We start from the raw sequence: 16,142 nt of genomic DNA on the forward strand, positions 1-16,142 counted from the left end.
CGCCAGAAAGAGGGCTAATTCATATATTGTTTGTACAGCACATATAATGTTTTGCAGACCTGGAAGCAGCTCGGGGTTGCAAATAAGATTGGGACGTGATGACAAGATGCTGGAATCCAAAGAGCTAATCGAAAGCGCATATGGCCTCAGCATTTCCGCCATCAAATCCTGCCGGGCGGGATACATCCTGGAAACCGATACGGGACGGAAATACCTGAGACCATGCCAGTGCTCCGAGAACCGCATTCTTTATGTGCACGATGCGAAGCAATACCTTTACAGCCACGGGTTTACCAACCTGGATACATATTGCCTGACGGTGGACGGGCGCCCATATGCTGTTCTTGATGGACAACTGTATCTTCTCACCCCTTTTATAGACGGCCATGAGTGCGAGTTTGGGGATGACGGTGACTCAGTCCGGGCAGCCTATGCCTTATCGGCCATGCATAAAGCCGGCAAGGGCTTTCGCCATAAAAGCGACAGCTACGATTATACCCCCAATGATTTGGGCAAGATACGGGAAAGCCTGACCAAGCGTTATGAGGAGATTCTTCGGATGAGGCGCAAGGCTGAGCGGGAGAGGGGCGCCTTTGATTATCTCTACCTGGATTGCGTAGACAGATTCATCGACCTGGCCGAGGAAAGCCTGGAACTGCTCAGGGGGCCGGAATACGAGCGCCTTATCCGGAAGACGGCCGAAGAGGGCGGCATCTGCCACCATGACTATTCCTACCAGAACATCATCATCAAGGGGCAAACCACCACCATCACCGGATTCGAGTCCTGCGGCCAGGAAATACGGATTTACGACCTGGTCAATCTGATCCGGCGGAAAATGCGCAAGTGCAACTGGGATCCGTCCAAGGCTTCCATGCTGTTGGAGGCCTACTGTGAACTGGAGCCCTTAAGCAGGGACGAGATCGTGGTCATGAAGGCCATGCTCCTGTTCCCGCAGAAATTCTGGCGCGTGGCCAACCGTTATTATAACAGCAGGAGGAGCTGGGCCCAGAGGAATTTCTCAGGCATGCTGGAAGAGGTGATCGCCGAGTACGACCACCATGTGCGCTTCATGAAGCAGTATGATTCGCTGTTTTAGCCCCATTCGGTCAAATATGGGTGACAGCGCGGGAATAGCCCATTGTGTACGTCATTGCGAGAAAGGTCCGCCCTACCTGTCATTGCGAGGAGCAAAGCGACGAAGCAATCTCTGTGGCTTGCGCAGCCGCTTCCGGGTTAGGAGATTGCCGCGCACCGTCTGCGCGGTACTCGCAATGACAGTTTAGCAGTCAACATAAAAAAGAACGGCCGTAAGGCCGTTTCCCAATATCCAGCTTCCAACCTCCATTGTCACGAACGACTTCTAGAACAATCCGGTTATCCTTCCCTCGTTATCGATATCCATATGATTTGCGGCGGGATCCTTGGGAAGACCCGGCATGGTCATGATATCCCCCGTCAGGGCTACAATGAAACCGGCGCCGGCGGAGAGCCGCACCTCATTCACCGTAATGGTGAAGCCGCTCGGCGCTCCAAGCAGGGCGGGGTTGTCGGATAAGGAGAATTGGGTCTTTGCCATGCAGATGGGAAGCTTGCCCATCCCCATCTCCTCAATGGTCTTGATATCCTTCAGGGCACGGCTGCTGTATGCCACACCCCCTGCACCGTAAATCTCCGTGCAGATCCGTTCAATCTTGTCCTTCACAGGCAGATTCACATCATACACGGGCTTAAAGTCCGACTCTTCCCGGTCGATGAGATCGCACAGCTTCCGGGCAAGTTCAAGCCCGCCTTCTCCGCCTCTTGCAAACACATCGGCCACAGCCGACTCCACGCCCCAGCTCCGGCATTTTTCGCGGATCAGTTCAATCTCCTGCGGGGTATCGGTGGGGAAGCGATTGATGGCGACGATCACCGGAACGCCAAATTTTCTGATATTGTCCACATGCCGCTTGAGGTTGGGGATACCTGCCTCAAGGGCGGCCAGGTTTTCACATGCCAGCTGGTCTTTTTTGACGCCGCCATTGTATTTCAGTGCCTTGACGCTGGCCACGAGCACGGCGGCGGATGGTTTCAGGCCGCCGTAACGGCACTTGATATCGAAGAACTTCTCCGCGCCCAGATCGGCGCCGAAGCCTGCCTCGGTGATGGCATAATCGCCCAGCTTGAGAGCGGTCCTGGTGGCGATGAGGCTGTTGCAGCCGTGGGCGATATTGGCAAAGGGACCACCATGCATGAGGCAGGGCGTATTCTCAAGGGTCTGGACCAAATTGGGCTTGATGGCATCCTTCAGAAGCACTGCCATGGCGCCGTCCACCTTCAGGTCACCGGCCGTAACGGGCTCTCCTGCCATGTTATAGCCGATAATGATGCGCCCGAGCCGCCTTTTCAGATCGGTCAGATTCTCAGCCAGGCACAGGATGGCCATGACCTCGGATGCCACGCTGATGATGAAGCCGTCTTCCCTCGGGAATCCGTTGGCCTTGCCGCCAAGTCCCACTGTGATATGCCTCAGGGCCCGGTCGTTCATGTCCATGGCACGTTTCCAGAGAATCCGCCTGCAATCGATGCCAAGGGCATTACCATGGTGAATATGGTTATCAATGGCCGCCGCAAGCAGGTTGTTGGCAGCCGTAACGGCATGGAGATCGCCGGTAAAATGCAGGTTGATGTCTTCCATGGGTACCACCTGGGCGTATCCTCCGCCCGCGGCGCCTCCCTTGACCCCCATCACGGGCCCAAGGGAAGGTTCACGGAGGGCGATGACCGCCTTCTTGCCCAGCCTGCCCATGGCCTGGCCCAGGCCGACTGTAACGGTTGTTTTTCCCTCGCCGGCAGGGGTGGGGTTGATGGCCGTTACCAGCACCAGCTTTCCGTCAGGCCTGTCTTTGAGATGTTCCAGCAATCCGTCCCTGATCTTGGCCTTGTAATCACCGTAAAGCTGCAACCATTCACGGCCTATGCCCAGTTTCCCGGCGATTTCCTCTATGGGCAGCATTTTTGCGTTTTGTGCGATTTCTATATCTGTCAGCATAAATCCTCCTGTTTGTACATCCTTGAGACAGACACTGAACAGTCCATCCACCATTTTACCCCTGCCGGAGCCGATATACAACACGAATTTCCTCAATCAGGAAGACAGGTCTGTAAATATTTCCTGCCTGCAAGTCAGGTTGCCAGGCGCATAATTCCATTGCTTGCGGGGAACTATAACTAAAAAAATGTGTCAAAATGCGTATTTCCCACAATCGGCATGAGGTAGAAATGAAGTGCAGGAAGGCGAAATAAGCGCAAAAAGCGAGTTTATTTCAAAAACTGTATCTTGACAGGCTTTCGGATCAGTATGTATAATATCTGTTTCATTGACACCTCATGACAAATTGTGATATAATTCTGGAAGCAAATATGAGGTGATGGGTATGGATAAAAACAGTATATCTCGGATCAGAAAAGAGCTGGAGGGATGCGTCGGAAAGCGGATCCAGCTTAAGGCCAACAAAGGACGAAAGAAAACATTCGTAAGAGAAGGCATCATCGAAAACGCATATCCCAGTATCTTCACCGTGAAATTCGAAAATGACTACCATTCAGTTCGCAAGGCTTCCTACAGTTATACCGACATACTTACCCATACTGTTGAAATCAAGCTTTTGCCATCATCCTACGACAACGTAGCTTTATAGTCTGGTATCATTTTCATCGGTACATACCAAATGAGCTGTTTCGCATGTGAAACAGCTTTTTTGTTGCCATTTTGCAGATCTCCCGCATATCGCCTTCCGGTGGCAAAAAAGCCGGCCGCATAAAAGAATTCCGTTTTTTCCCTGCCAGAAACTTTCCGCCTTGAGAAAATAATTGACGCGCATTTGCCGGATGCCTGTCATACATCTTCCGGCGGCGGCATATCCTTAGGAAGAAGGGCATGGGTATAAGAGGAGGTCTGTGAAGGCAGATGGAATTGATAAAAAAACCAGTACGCACATACAGGACTGTCGAAATAAGGGAGGCCGAAGAGCTGTTTGAAAACAGCATCATCGTTCCGGACAGCAAGCCGGACGTGAAAACGCTTCTTTTGGCTGATGCCGAATGCTTCGTAGGCGGGGTGGAGAAGTCGGGCAGGATGCTGGAAGTAAGCGGTGAGATCAAGTATCGGATACTCTATGTGGCCGACACACCGGATAACCGCCTGGAATCCATCGTTGTCAAGTTCCCCTGGTCGGTATCCTGCCAGAAGCCCAAGACCGAGGCAGAAACCGGTGTTGTGGCCGGCTGCAGATGCCAGCACACCGAAGCCAATGCGGTCAACGGGCGCAAAATTGTCGCCCGGTCTGTGGCATCCCTGGTCTGCAGGTTCTTTGAGATCACCAACAGCGAGCTGAGCAGGGAGATCGAAGGGGATAACGTTTTTGTAAAAAGCATGCCCGTCAACGTGGTATCCCTCAAGGACAATACGGATACGGTCACCAGGGTCAGCCAGACGCTTGCCCTCCCCCATGGCAGTCCGGCCATCGGCGAGATACTGTATGCCAGGGTGAACCTGGGGAATCCCGAGGTGAGCTATAAGGAAAACGAAGCCTGCGTGGAATGCAAGGGCATCCTGAACCTGCTGTACAGGAGCGATATGGCCGAAGATACCGTGGAGTCGGTGGTGCTGGAATTCCCGGTGAAGGTAAACACAGGGCTTGATCCGGGGGATGAGAACATCGTTCTGGCATCCACAGCCCTTAAGAACTGGGAAGTCGCGCCCGAAGAGGACTCGGACGGCATCTTTACCCAGGTGTCCGTCTCGCTGGAGGTGGAGGTCAACGCCCAGGCCATCCGGCATGAGGAGCAGTCGGTGGTGGACGACGCCTACTCCCTTGATGCGGTTCTCAATCTTAACAAGGTACCCCTGGACATTGTGACCGACGAACGGGAGATTATGGACAATTACGATGCCAATGCCCATATCCGCCTTGAATCGGGCACCGGCAGCCTGGATGAGGTCTATATGGTCACGGCGGGAAAGAAGAGCGTGCTGGCTAATGTAGCCGATGGACGCATCAATGTCCAGGGCAATGTGGGCGTAGATGTGGTCTATCTGGCCGACAGAAAATCCAAAGACATCCGCAGCCAGAACGTGGAAATCCCCTTCAACCGAACACTTCCGCTTCCTGACGGCGGCAACTGGCAGGTGGTTGAATCGGATTGCTATATCGAGGATTCAAACTTTGAGATCATCAGCAGCGATTCGGTGGATGTCACCGTGAAGGTCCTTCTCAAGCTGAGGCTCTGCAAGCGCGACAGCTGTGAATGTATCGAATCCATCGAGGAGGTCAGGAAGGAGGCGCCCACCAGGAAAGCTCCCGTCATGCTGTATTTCGCCCAGCCCGGAGACACCCTGTGGAGCATCGCCAAGCGCTACAGGATACCCCTGGATAACCTGGCCAGGGATAACAATATGAACCCGAACGAGGCGCCGGAGGTCGGCAGAAAGATGTTCATCATGGCCGTGTGAACGACCGGCAGAATGGGTAGCCCAATGTATTTTTTCGTGGTCCATGTGTCCGGATCCAAGGGTTCGGACACATTCTGTTTTTTCGGCCGTTAATCCCGGAATCGCTTTCAGTTTCTGCCTATCAGTGGATAAACCATTTCTGTCCACACAGAATTTTGTTGCCCGCGTTATGTTTTTTGTATATAATATACGGTAACATATTTGAGGAATCCAGTCAGAAACTGCATCTGCAGGGTTCCGTCCGTATCCGGCTCGGGCTGCCATTGGGAGCGAGGCGTTAATGGCGCTGCGGATCGAGGGGTGCATATGAAAGAGGTTACGGTAGAAACACCCGCAAAAATCAACCTTTCGCTGGATGTTACCGGAAAGCGGCAAGACGGGTATCACAACCTGGAAATGATCATGCAGTCCATTTCCCTCGCCGACAGGGTTACTGTCGAGAAGCGCGGGAGCGGCCTGTCCATTCAATGTGAATTTCCCTATGTGCCCAACGATTCCAGGAATATAGCGTGGAAAGCGGCGGAAGCCTTTCTGGCCGCGTGCGGTGGAAAAGGCGGAGTCCGGATTGTATTGGAGAAGAAAATCCCGGTTGCCGCCGGACTGGCCGGGGGCAGCACCAACGCGGCGGGTGTCCTCAAGGCCATGAACAGACTCTTCGGGAAGCCATTCGGCCAGGAGCAACTGGCGCGCATTGCCCGCAGAATCGGGGCGGACGTTCCTTTCTGCCTGCAAGGCGGGACAGCGCTGGCCAGGGGGATTGGCGACGAGCTGACCTACCTTCCCGATTTTTCCGGGGTCCGCGTCGTGGTAGTGAAGCCGCCTTTTCCGGTTTCAACGCCCTGGGTGTACAAAAATCTTAACCTCCATGCGCTGGGGGAAAGGCCTGACACACCTGCACTTATTGCAGCCATTGAAAGACGGGATGTTCGGGCACTGGCCCGGGGAATGCGCAATGTGCTTGAAAGCGTGACCGCGAAGGCTCACAGCGAGATTGGCAGGATTATGGAAACATTTCTGGCTCTTGGCGCCCTGGGAAGCCGAATGAGCGGTAGCGGCTCTGCCGTGTTCGGACTGTTTGATGATGACGCGCTGGCGGAAAAAGCCTTCATGCGGTTCCGTGAAACATACAAGGATGTTTTTTACACTGAAACCATTGGAAGAGAGGTCGAGTAGCATGGTTAAGGTACCCAAGCTCAAATTGGACAGCTATCAACCTTTGCGTGACGTGATATTTGAGACCCTGAGAAAAGCGATTATCAGCGGGGATATCAAGCCGGGAGAGAGGCTGATGGAGGTTTCCCTGGCCGAACAGATGGGCGTCAGCCGTACCCCCGTGCGGGAGGCCATCCGGAGGCTGGAAGCCGAAGGCCTTGTCACCATGGTGCCGAGGAAAGGTACCCATGTTTCCGAACTCTCCTCGAAGGATATCATTGATGTGCTGGAAGTGAGAGGGGCCCTTGACAAGCTGGCTACAAGCCTTGCCGCAAAAAGGGTGCAGCCCCAGCAGATCCGTGCCCTTGAATCCATCCATAAGCAGTTTATATCCTGCGTCGAGAAGGGCAACATGGAGGGCGCAATCCGCAAGGATATCGAATTCCATGATGCGATTTATGCCGCTTCCGGAAATTCGCGTCTGATCGGCGTTTTATCCTCCCTTAAGGAGCATGTCTACCGGTTCCGTGTGATCTATCTGAGGGATTTGAATATCGCAGAGCATGTGGAACAGGAACACCAGCAGATACTGGAAGCCCTCAGGGAAGGCAATGCCGAGCGGGCTGCAGAGCTTTCCGAAAATCATATCCGAAACCAGATGGATGCCATTGTGGAAGCGCTGAACCAGAAAAAGCTCTGAGGTGGAAACGGTGCAGTCAAGCAAGCTGTCAAGAGGTATATACGCGTTCCTGGCCGTCGGTGTGACGGGCATATTTCTGCTCATCGGAGCCTTTGCGGTTAAAACCTATGCCGACATCTTCACAACCGGCAGGCTGTTCTTTCTCGCCGTTTCGCTTGTGCTGACTGCAGCCGTTCTCTTTGCGGGAAGCAGGCTTGACTGGGGAAACAGGCTGTCTTTCCGCGCTTTCGCCTTGCTGACCGCCATCCTGACCCTGGCTCCCCGGCTTTTTTGGGTCTATGCTGTAGGGACGGTACCTTTTTCCGATTTTCTCCATCTGCATAATTACGGGGTTGCCGTCGCACAGGGCGATTTTACGAATTATGTGGATTTTTACGCCTGCTTTCCTTTCAAGTTTGGATTCGGATTTCTGGTGGGCGGTCTCTATGCGCTGTTTGGCCCCCATTTCCTTGTGGTTGAACTCTTCAACGTGCTTTTATCCCTTGTTCAAGTCCTGTTGGTTTATCGCATTGCCTGGGAAATCAGGCCGGAATCGGCGCGTCCGGCGGCCCTGTTCTATGCCCTTTGGCCGGCGCAGATCATGTACTGCACGGTGGTTGCGGCGGAGAACAGCTTTCTTGTGCCCTTCCTTGCGGCAATCTATGTCCTGATTCGCTTTTTCAAATACCATACCCAAAGCAGCAGGGGATATGCCCTGCTGGTTCTGGCCGGTACCCTGACGGCCATTGCCCAGGCCCTGCGCCCCATGGCCATGGTTCTCGTTCCCGCGGCTGCCGTGTGCATCCTGTTTTTTATCACATACCACAAGTCCATGGGCAGGAACCTTGCCAGAAAGGCGCTCTGCATCCTGCTGGTTTCCCTGTCCTATTTCGTGGTGCTGAAATTCATCAGCCTTCCCATTAAGGAGCTTTCAGGCATCGATATCACCCGGTCGGGCACGGGCTACAATTTTCTGGTGGGCACCAATTACGAGGCCAACGGCATGTTCAACCAGGAGGATTTCAGCATCATCGCCAAATACGATTTCGATTTCGACAGGGTCCACAGCGAGGCCGGAAAGCTGGCCATGCAAAGGATAAAGGAGGACCCGGTACGTTTTCTGAAGCTGGCGGTGAAAAAGGTCCACTTCCAGTGGGGCAAGGAGAACTACGGGTATTACTGGAGCATCATCTCGGCTGGCAGCGGCACCGGTCCGGAAGGGTTCATCAAGGACCATCCCAGGGCTTTCTATGCCGTATCCCAGCTTCATTACCTGATGATCCTCCTGCTCGCGGTTTCAGGATGCTATGCCGCATACAGGAGAAAAATTCTGGCGCCCGCCCTGCTTTGGCTCGTCATCGGGGCCATGTTCCTGGCCTACAGCTTCCTGGAGGTTCAGCCCAGGTACCATATGCCGGCGGTACCGCTGTTCATCATTCTGGCCGGCCTCGGAGCGGCTGAAATAAAAGGGATGCTAACCAAGGAAAAGTAGGGTAAACTGTTTGGGAAAGATCATTTTCCCGGAGGAAGATATGACGGACAGAAAAAAGATGAAGCCTGCCCTGTGTGCTGTTTTGATCGGCATATTCCTGCTGGCCCTCGTTCTGAGGGGCATGGCCTTTCTGCGCTTTAAAGACAACATGAGCCTTTCAGGGGACGCCAGGAACTATTGGCTCATGTCCCATCAGCTTGCCGATACCGGCATCTATGGGTACTGGTATGACGGAAACCCCTACGGCGGATCCCCAGGGGTCTCCAATGCCCGGGTTATGCCGGGATATCCGCTCTTTTTGACCCTGGTTTATAAGGTGGTGGGCGACCCCTGGCGCCAGATCACGGCGGTTCGCCTGATCCAGGCATTCCTTGGGAGCCTGAGCGCCCTGTTGGCTTTCGCCGCTGTCCGGCGGATTTTCGGAAAGGATCTGCCTGCGGTTCTTACCGCTTTGCTTGTGGCCGTCTATCCTACCTATGTCCTGTCCTGTACCCTGCTTCTGACCGAGGGTCTTGGACTTTTCACCATGTTGCTTTATTTCTATGCAGCGGCTCTGGCCTTCGATACCGGTAACAAGTACCTGCACCTTCTGGCGGGCATGGCCTTCGGTCTGCATATCCTGGTACGGCCCACGCTGCTGCCCCTATTTATCGTCCCGTTCATTTACCTGCTTATCAGCGGCAGGAAAAAAAGCGGACCGATCGGTTTCAGGAATCCCGGCAGGGCGATTGGGATGTATACCACAGGAGAGATCGGAAAGCTGTTTTTCCTGCAGCTGGCCGGGCTGGTGGTGGTCATGGCCCCCTGGTGGATTCGGAACCTGGTCACCCTGGGGTCGCTCATCATTACGGCCAAGGGCGACGGCAACGCTTTGCTGGCCGGCACCTACCCCTACTGGCAGGACTATTTCCAGGATATCCCCGAGAGCATCAAGGGCGTCAATGATGCCCAGAGGGAGTGGGCCATCCGGCGGATCATCAACGGGCTGAAAACCGAGCCCTGGCTCTATATCAAATGGTTTACCTGGGGCAAGACCCAGCACACTTTCGGAACGCCCTACCTGGTCAATCTGGTTCCGGAGATAAAAAAGGTCCATGAATGGCTCCACAACCAGATTCTCTGGTTTGGAATCGGCGGTATGCTCCTGCATTCTGTGAGGCAGCTCAAAGGGTTTTACCTGTATTTGTACGGCCTGATCATCCTGGGACTTCAGCTTCTGTTCATCCCCGATCCGCGTTATGCGTACCAGCTGATGTTCTTCCTCATGGTTGGCGCGGCATTCCTGGTGGATCAGATCCTGGAACTGGCCAGGGCCTTGCTTGGCCTGAATAAGTCCGGCTGGACGCGATAACATACCCGAACCTGTCATTGCGAGCACCGTGCAGGCGGTGCGCGGCAATCTCACTAAACCCACGAAGCCACACCCCATCATGTCATTGCGAGTCACGCGAAACGAGGCGCGGCAATCTCATAATCCCGCATGACACACCCATAACGTCATTGGGAGCGGAGTGAAACGGAGCGTGGCAATCTCACATCACACGCGCCAGAAATTGCAATTCTCTTGTCAAAATCAATAGTAAAAACAGATGCCATATGGTAACCTAATACTATGGAGCAAATGGAGAAATACAACCTGAAAACACTTGTCATCATTCCTGCCTACAAGGAAGCAAAGAACCTGCCCAGGCTGTTCCGGGAGCTGAAGGAAGTCCCGCTGGATTTCGATATCGTGGTCATCAATGACTGTTCGCCCGACGATACCGAAGCGGTCTGCCGCCACCACGGCATTCCGGTGGTATCGCTCCCCGTCAACCTGGGCATTGGCGGCGCGGTGCAGACAGGATACAAATATGCCCTGGAACATGGCTATGACATAGCGGTGCAAATGGACGGGGACGGCCAGCATGATCCCCGGTTTCTCAAGCTGGTTTTATCCCGCATCTATGAAGGCTATCATATGAGCATAGGTTCCCGGTTTATCGAGGGCAAAGGCTACCAGTCCTCCCTCACAAGGCGTGCGGGGATCAAGTTCTTTTCCTGGCTGATAAAACTCCTTACAGGCCAGTATATATCCGATCCCACTTCGGGATTCCGGGCCTGCAGCCGTGAGCTGATCCGGCTCTTTGCCGGAAGCTATCCCAAGGACTACCCGGAGCCCGAGACCATTGTGACCGCCTTGCGCAATAAATACCGTATAGCCGAAGTGCCCGTGATCATGCGGCCGAGGCAGTCGGGGGAATCGTCCATTACCAAAAACCTGGCTGCCTATTACATGATCAAGGTCACCCTGGCCGTTATCATGGCGGCCATAGCCAGAAAGAACGAGGATGGTGCCAAATGAATGGAATGGGTGAAATGAGCAGTGTCCTGAGGATCATTCTGATAATCGGGTCCCTGATCTTCTTTGTCTTTATCATGAATATGGTCAGGACCAAGAAGCTGGAGCTCAAGTATGCGCTCACATGGATTCTCACCAGCTTCAGCTTTGTGCTCTTGTCCATTTTCCCCGAGATCCTGTTCTTTATCGCGGCGCTGATGCATATTGAGCTGCCGGTCAACGCCCTCTATCTCTGCGTGATCTCCCTGCTCCTGCTGATCGTGTTTACCCTTTCGGTGGCCGTGTCCCGGCAGGCCCTGCGGATCAAAACTTTGGTCCAGGAGATCGGGCTTATCAAGGAAACCCTGGAGCGGATGAAGAAGGAAGGCTGAAGAAAGGAAAGGCCTACCTTACTGTCATTCCGAGCACCACTCAAACAGTGCGCGGCAATCTCCTTATATATACATTATTATATTATATACTTATCCAATGCCCCCGTATGCCCGCAACCCTTGCCGCATCGTGTTTGTATACACCATCCTTTATGACAAAACACATGTGGGTTTACAGCCTGCCGCAGGTTGTGATATGATACTGTGTAGCCTGCAGTTGACGCCTTATTGGTCATGCAGGCAGCAATGCCGCATGTAAGCGGCAAATCCTTGCTCTGCACATGGGATGCAGGGCCAATAGTCCAGAAGGAGGTGACAGTAGCATGAGAAAGTATGAATGCATCTACGTCATTTCTCCTACCCTCGAGGAAGAACAGGTCAAGGCTCTTATCCAGAAGTTCAATGACCTGGTTGCCCAGAACGGTGAACTCGAGAGCACGGAGGAATGGGGCAAGAAGAAGTTTGCCTATGAAGTTCAGAAACACAAGGAAGGTTACTATGTGCTCATGAACTTCTCGGCCAATCCGGACTTTCCGGCAGAACTTGAGCGTAACTTCAAGATTACCGAAGGCGTACTCAAGTATTTGGTAGTCTTAAGGAAGTAATCCTTCCCGGAGGCTGCTGAAAGGCTCCGGGGCAATTGCCCCGTGTCAGGCAGGCCGGCCAGCCCGATGGCAAGCTGCGCCGGACCAATAATCACCCCAATCAGGTGGAACAGGTGGTGTTACGATGAACAAGGTTATTCTCATGGGAAGGCTTGTGGCAGATCCGGAAACGCGCTACACGCAGAACAACATCCCTGTGTGCCGGTTCAGGCTGGCTGTCAACCGTCCTTTCAGACAGCAGGAGGGTCAGCAGACGGCCGATTTCTTCGACATTGTGGCCTGGAGAAGTACCGCCGATTTTGTGAACAGGTATTTCAAGAAGGGCATGCAGGTACTGGTAGAGGGTACCCTGAGGAACAACAACTGGCAGGATCAACAGGGAAACAGGCATTTCCGGACTGAAATCCATTGCGAAAACGTTTATTTTGCGGACAGCAAGCGCGACCGCGAAAGCGCGCCTTCTTACCCTGTTCCGGGACCCGTGTCGCAGGACACTGGTAATTTCCCGCAGCCTGAGAGTGGGGATGGTTATTACCCGTTCAGCGGGGATGACGAGGATCTTCCCTTCTGAACAGTATTATCCGTCATAATGTACACGCATTACTGCCTTCTATCGTGGAAAAATGATAGAAGGTTTTTTTTACGATTTTCTGGTATAATGCGTATGGCGAATGAAGCCGTACATACCTAAATGCAACTGGAGGCAGAGTCATTGAAAATAGGGGACCTGAATCTTTCCGGCAATATCTTTCTGGCGCCCATGGCGGGCGTGACCGACCTTCCTTTCCGCCTGCTGTGCAAGGAAAAAGGGGCATCACTGGTCTATACCGAAATGATCAGCGCCAAGGCCATGCACTACAACGACAGGAAGACCCTTGAGCTGGCCCGGACCCACCCGGATGAGAAGCCCATCGGTGTCCAGATCTTCGGTCATGAACCTGAAATCATGGCTGAGGCGGCGGCCTATTTCTCAAACCTGCCCGATTTTGCGCTGATCGATATCAACATGGGCTGTCCGGCACCCAAAATCGTCAGGAACGGAGAGGGTTCGGCCCTGATGTGCAAACCCGAACTGGTCAGACAAATCGTTCGCCAGGTGGTGAAGGCTTCCCGGAAGCCCGTCACGGTAAAGATCCGCAAGGGATGGGACGATGCTTCCGCCAATGCTGTGGAAATTGCGGCCATCTGCGAGGAGGAAGGAGCGGCCGCCGTTACGGTCCATGGCAGAACCCGCGCTCAGCAATATTCAGGAACAGCCGATCTGGATAGTATTCGCCAGGTTAAACAGGCTGTGTCCATTCCCGTGATAGGCAACGGGGACATCCGGTCCGCCGAAGACGCGGTCCGCATGTTTGAGGTGACAGGATGCGACGCAATCATGGTGGGCAGGGGAGCTCTGGGGAATCCATGGATTTTTGAGCATATCCAATCCTACCTGAGGAACGGGACCTATAACCCAAACGTGTCGACCCGGGAAAAGCTCCGGATCATCCTGAGGCATTATGAGCTCATGGAAGCATACAAGGGAGAACGGATGGCCATGCTGGAAATGAGAAAGCATGTGGCCTGGTATCTCCATGGCCTACCGGGTTCATCAAAGGTGAAAACGGAGATCTTTAAAACCTGCGATATCAGCCATGCCAAGGAAATCATCCGGGAATATTTGACTTCGGAATAGGGGTTTTTTCTTGTGAAACATGCAATATGGCCCTGATAAGGTCTCGGCATGCAGGCTGCCGCAGGGAAAATACTGCAGGCGACCGTTCCGATATGTTTTATTATGGTATAATGTTAAGCAAAAATGATACGAGGGTATTCCATGGCTAATAAGAAAAAGCGGACAGAAAAAAAGACATCGGTTATAGACCTTTTACCCTACATTTTTATTGTGGCGGTTGTTCCCCTTATCGTTTACCTGCATATAGACGACCTGGATCCGGCTGAGGATGCCATCTGGAAGACCAGGGATTTCTATCCCGACCTCCTTTCCTATTGCAAGAGCCTATGGTTCAGGATTGCGTCAGCCTTCGGGCTGTGCCTTTTTGCTTTCCGAATCATCCAGGGGCGTGTACAGCTAAAGCAAAGGCTCAGCCTGTATGTACCCGCTGCCGTCTATATCATTTTCATTATCTTATCTACCGTAACTTCAAAGTACGCATCCATCGCCCTGTCCGGGTTCGTGGCCAGGTATGAGGGGATGCTTGTCCTGGTGTTCTATATCATCAACATGCTCATCCTCTTCAATGTGATCCGTGAGGAATGGCAGATTCAGTTCCTACTGAAATCCCTGCTGGTCTCCGCATGCGTGATATCCCTCATCGGTCTTACGCAGTTTGCTGGTCGGGATTTCTTCCAAACAGGCCTCGGGAAATCCCTGATTCTGCCGGCCGAATTTGTTGAAAGCGAGCTGAGCTTCAATTTCGGCACCATGGTCTATGGCACGCTGTCCAACCCGAACTATATGGGAAGCTATGTGGCGCTGGTATTTCCCATTGCCGTCATGATTGTCCTTATGTCAGAAAAAGTGGCATTAAGAAGTGGGGCGGCTGTCTTGTCCGTCCTGCTTTTGGTCAACCTGGTGGGGAGCGGTTCCGATGCAGGCCTTGTCGGATTGGGCGCAGGCGCCATTATTGCTGCCGTATATTTTCTCAGGAAATATCGGAAATATCTGTTCCGGAACAAGATCATCGTTATCCTGTCGGTTGCGATCGTTCTTGCGGCAGGCGGCTTTCTGACCAGGGAGATGGTCTCCAGGTTCGAAGCCGAAAGCGCCCAGACCTATTACCTGGAGGACATCACGTTCAATAAGGGAAGTGCCAGGATAATCAGCTCAACAGAGACACTGGAGATCCGGTTTACGGAGGAGCAGCTGACTTTCTACGATGCAGAGGGCAATAACCTGCATGTGAATGTAAAGGAAGGAGAAACGGGCATAAATATTACTTTCAAGGAATCAGCATATCAATGCTATCGCTTGAAGGTGACAGAAGATGTTCTCGAGATCCGGAATGGGGACGTTGGATTCTTTATCAGGCTGGATGGGGGAAGTTTGCGACTGGTGGGCATTAACGAAGATGAGACAAACCGGATTGTGAAGCCTGAGGCCATTGATGTAAAAGGCTATGAAAAGGTCGGTTCCGCGAGGGCGTATATATGGTCCAGGACAATACCGCTGCTAAAGAACACTGCTCTGGCAGGTTACGGGCCGGACACCTTCGCGATCGTGTTCCCGCAGAACGACTATATCGGCAAAATTAATGCCTATAATACGCCGCTCATGATTGTGGACAAACCCCACAACATGTACCTCCAGATTGCCATCAATACCGGCATCCTGTCCCTCGTTGCCTTCCTGGCTATTATAGTTGTTTATCTTGTCACGGGCATAAAAGCTTGCTTCCTGAATCATGCAGCTGGAAGGATATCCCAGTATGGTGCAGGTATCTTTATCGGCATATGCGCCTACCTGGTTGCAGGGTTCTTCAACGACAGCTCCATTGCGGTCGCGCCTGTCTTCTGGGTGCTGCTGGGCATTGGATTTGCCTGCAACATCATGGCAGCCAGTGATATGGACGGGCATAGAAAGTCGGCTGTATCCCATGAGCAACGTCAGTAGTCTTGAAAAAGTAAAATGCGTGTTAAGGGGAATCAAACGCCGCAGGAGATGAAAGAGGCTGGTCTGATATGACCGTGCAAGGGTTGGAAATATTGGTTATAGAATGGAATATGTAATATAATAAATCAGGACTAAATCATCAAAGCATAAAAATGCATTAGCTCAGCGCTTTAGCGGCAGGATTTTTATGCCGATATTCACATAGCATAAAATAATATGCATAACATTTTACAGTGAGCCAAACACGAGAAGGCCTTACGGATACTGTTTGGAACCCGAGGATTCATGACCCGCACATTAATGTATTATTACGAAGCAAAGGCTAAATTACAATTTGTTTACACTCTTACTGGTATTGTTGACCCGTTTTTTTGGCGGTGATATAATTC

General features: G+C 52.7%; 14 protein-coding genes. 13 read left to right on the forward strand and 1 reads right to left on the reverse strand.

The window, feature by feature from the left end; translation table 11 throughout:
• Positions 1-88 precede the first annotated feature (88 nt).
• Positions 89-1,099, forward strand: coding sequence for a CotS family spore coat protein (locus F3H12_RS03920; protein ID WP_243133184.1), 1,011 nt, complete (start codon positions 89-91; stop codon positions 1,097-1,099).
• A gap of 264 nt (positions 1,100-1,363) precedes the next feature.
• On the opposite strand, the gene F3H12_RS03925 is transcribed toward F3H12_RS03920, so the two are convergent.
• Complete coding sequence (locus tag F3H12_RS03925; protein ID WP_149678059.1) at positions 1,364-3,034, reverse strand: formate--tetrahydrofolate ligase; 1,671 nt, start codon at positions 3,032-3,034, stop codon at positions 1,364-1,366.
• A 385-nt stretch (positions 3,035-3,419) separates the two neighbouring features.
• Between F3H12_RS03925 and F3H12_RS03930 the strand changes: the two genes are divergently transcribed.
• The 12 genes from F3H12_RS03930 (at position 3,420) to F3H12_RS03985 (ending at position 15,753) form a co-directional block, all read left to right on the forward strand.
• The gene (locus tag F3H12_RS03930; RefSeq protein ID WP_149678060.1) at positions 3,420-3,683 is read left to right on the forward strand and encodes a Veg family protein; all 264 of its coding nucleotides are present in this window, start codon (positions 3,420-3,422) and stop codon (positions 3,681-3,683) included.
• A gap of 269 nt (positions 3,684-3,952) precedes the next feature.
• Positions 3,953-5,497 carry a DUF3794 and LysM peptidoglycan-binding domain-containing protein gene (locus F3H12_RS03935; protein WP_149678061.1) on the forward strand — a complete coding sequence of 515 codons (1,545 nt, stop codon included), beginning with the start codon at positions 3,953-3,955 and terminating at the stop codon, positions 5,495-5,497.
• Positions 5,498-5,803: 306 nt separating this feature from the next.
• Positions 5,804-6,670, forward strand: coding sequence for a 4-(cytidine 5'-diphospho)-2-C-methyl-D-erythritol kinase (gene ispE / locus F3H12_RS03940; protein WP_149678062.1), 867 nt, complete (start codon positions 5,804-5,806; stop codon positions 6,668-6,670).
• Position 6,671: 1 nt separating this feature from the next.
• On the forward strand, positions 6,672-7,349 hold the full coding sequence (locus tag F3H12_RS03945; protein WP_149678063.1) for a GntR family transcriptional regulator: 678 nt from the start codon (positions 6,672-6,674) through the stop codon (positions 7,347-7,349).
• A 10-nt stretch (positions 7,350-7,359) separates the two neighbouring features.
• Positions 7,360-8,820, forward strand: a complete 1,461-nt coding sequence (locus tag F3H12_RS03950; protein WP_188118355.1) for a glycosyltransferase family 39 protein — start codon at positions 7,360-7,362, stop codon at positions 8,818-8,820.
• A 40-nt stretch (positions 8,821-8,860) separates the two neighbouring features.
• Positions 8,861-10,171 (forward strand): ArnT family glycosyltransferase, encoded by a 1,311-nt coding sequence (locus F3H12_RS03955; RefSeq protein WP_149678065.1) that lies wholly within the window; start codon positions 8,861-8,863, stop codon positions 10,169-10,171.
• Between the two features lie 261 nt (positions 10,172-10,432).
• The gene (locus F3H12_RS03960; RefSeq protein WP_243133185.1) at positions 10,433-11,164 is read left to right on the forward strand and encodes a glycosyltransferase family 2 protein; all 732 of its coding nucleotides are present in this window, start codon (positions 10,433-10,435) and stop codon (positions 11,162-11,164) included.
• Positions 11,161-11,532, forward strand: coding sequence for a DUF2304 domain-containing protein (locus F3H12_RS03965; protein WP_149678066.1), 372 nt, complete (start codon positions 11,161-11,163; stop codon positions 11,530-11,532). The genes F3H12_RS03960 and F3H12_RS03965 overlap by 4 nt, the downstream gene beginning before the upstream one ends.
• A 323-nt stretch (positions 11,533-11,855) precedes the next feature.
• A complete protein-coding gene (rpsF, locus tag F3H12_RS03970) occupies positions 11,856-12,137 on the forward strand; it encodes a 30S ribosomal protein S6 (protein WP_149678067.1) in 282 nt (93 codons plus the stop codon).
• A 124-nt stretch (positions 12,138-12,261) separates the two neighbouring features.
• Positions 12,262-12,708, forward strand: coding sequence for a single-stranded DNA-binding protein (locus tag F3H12_RS03975; RefSeq protein WP_149678068.1), 447 nt, complete (start codon positions 12,262-12,264; stop codon positions 12,706-12,708).
• Between the two features lie 141 nt (positions 12,709-12,849).
• Positions 12,850-13,815: a tRNA dihydrouridine synthase DusB gene (dusB, locus tag F3H12_RS03980; protein ID WP_149678069.1), complete on the forward strand. Its 966-nt coding sequence runs from the start codon at positions 12,850-12,852 to the stop codon at positions 13,813-13,815.
• Between the two features lie 141 nt (positions 13,816-13,956).
• The gene (locus F3H12_RS03985; RefSeq protein ID WP_188118356.1) at positions 13,957-15,753 is read left to right on the forward strand and encodes an O-antigen ligase family protein; all 1,797 of its coding nucleotides are present in this window, start codon (positions 13,957-13,959) and stop codon (positions 15,751-15,753) included.
• Positions 15,754-16,142: the final 389 nt, after the last annotated feature.

This window comes from Thermoclostridium caenicola, assembly GCF_900142095.1.
Lineage (GTDB): Bacteria > Bacillota > Clostridia > DSM-8532 > DSM-8532 > Thermoclostridium_A > Thermoclostridium_A caenicola.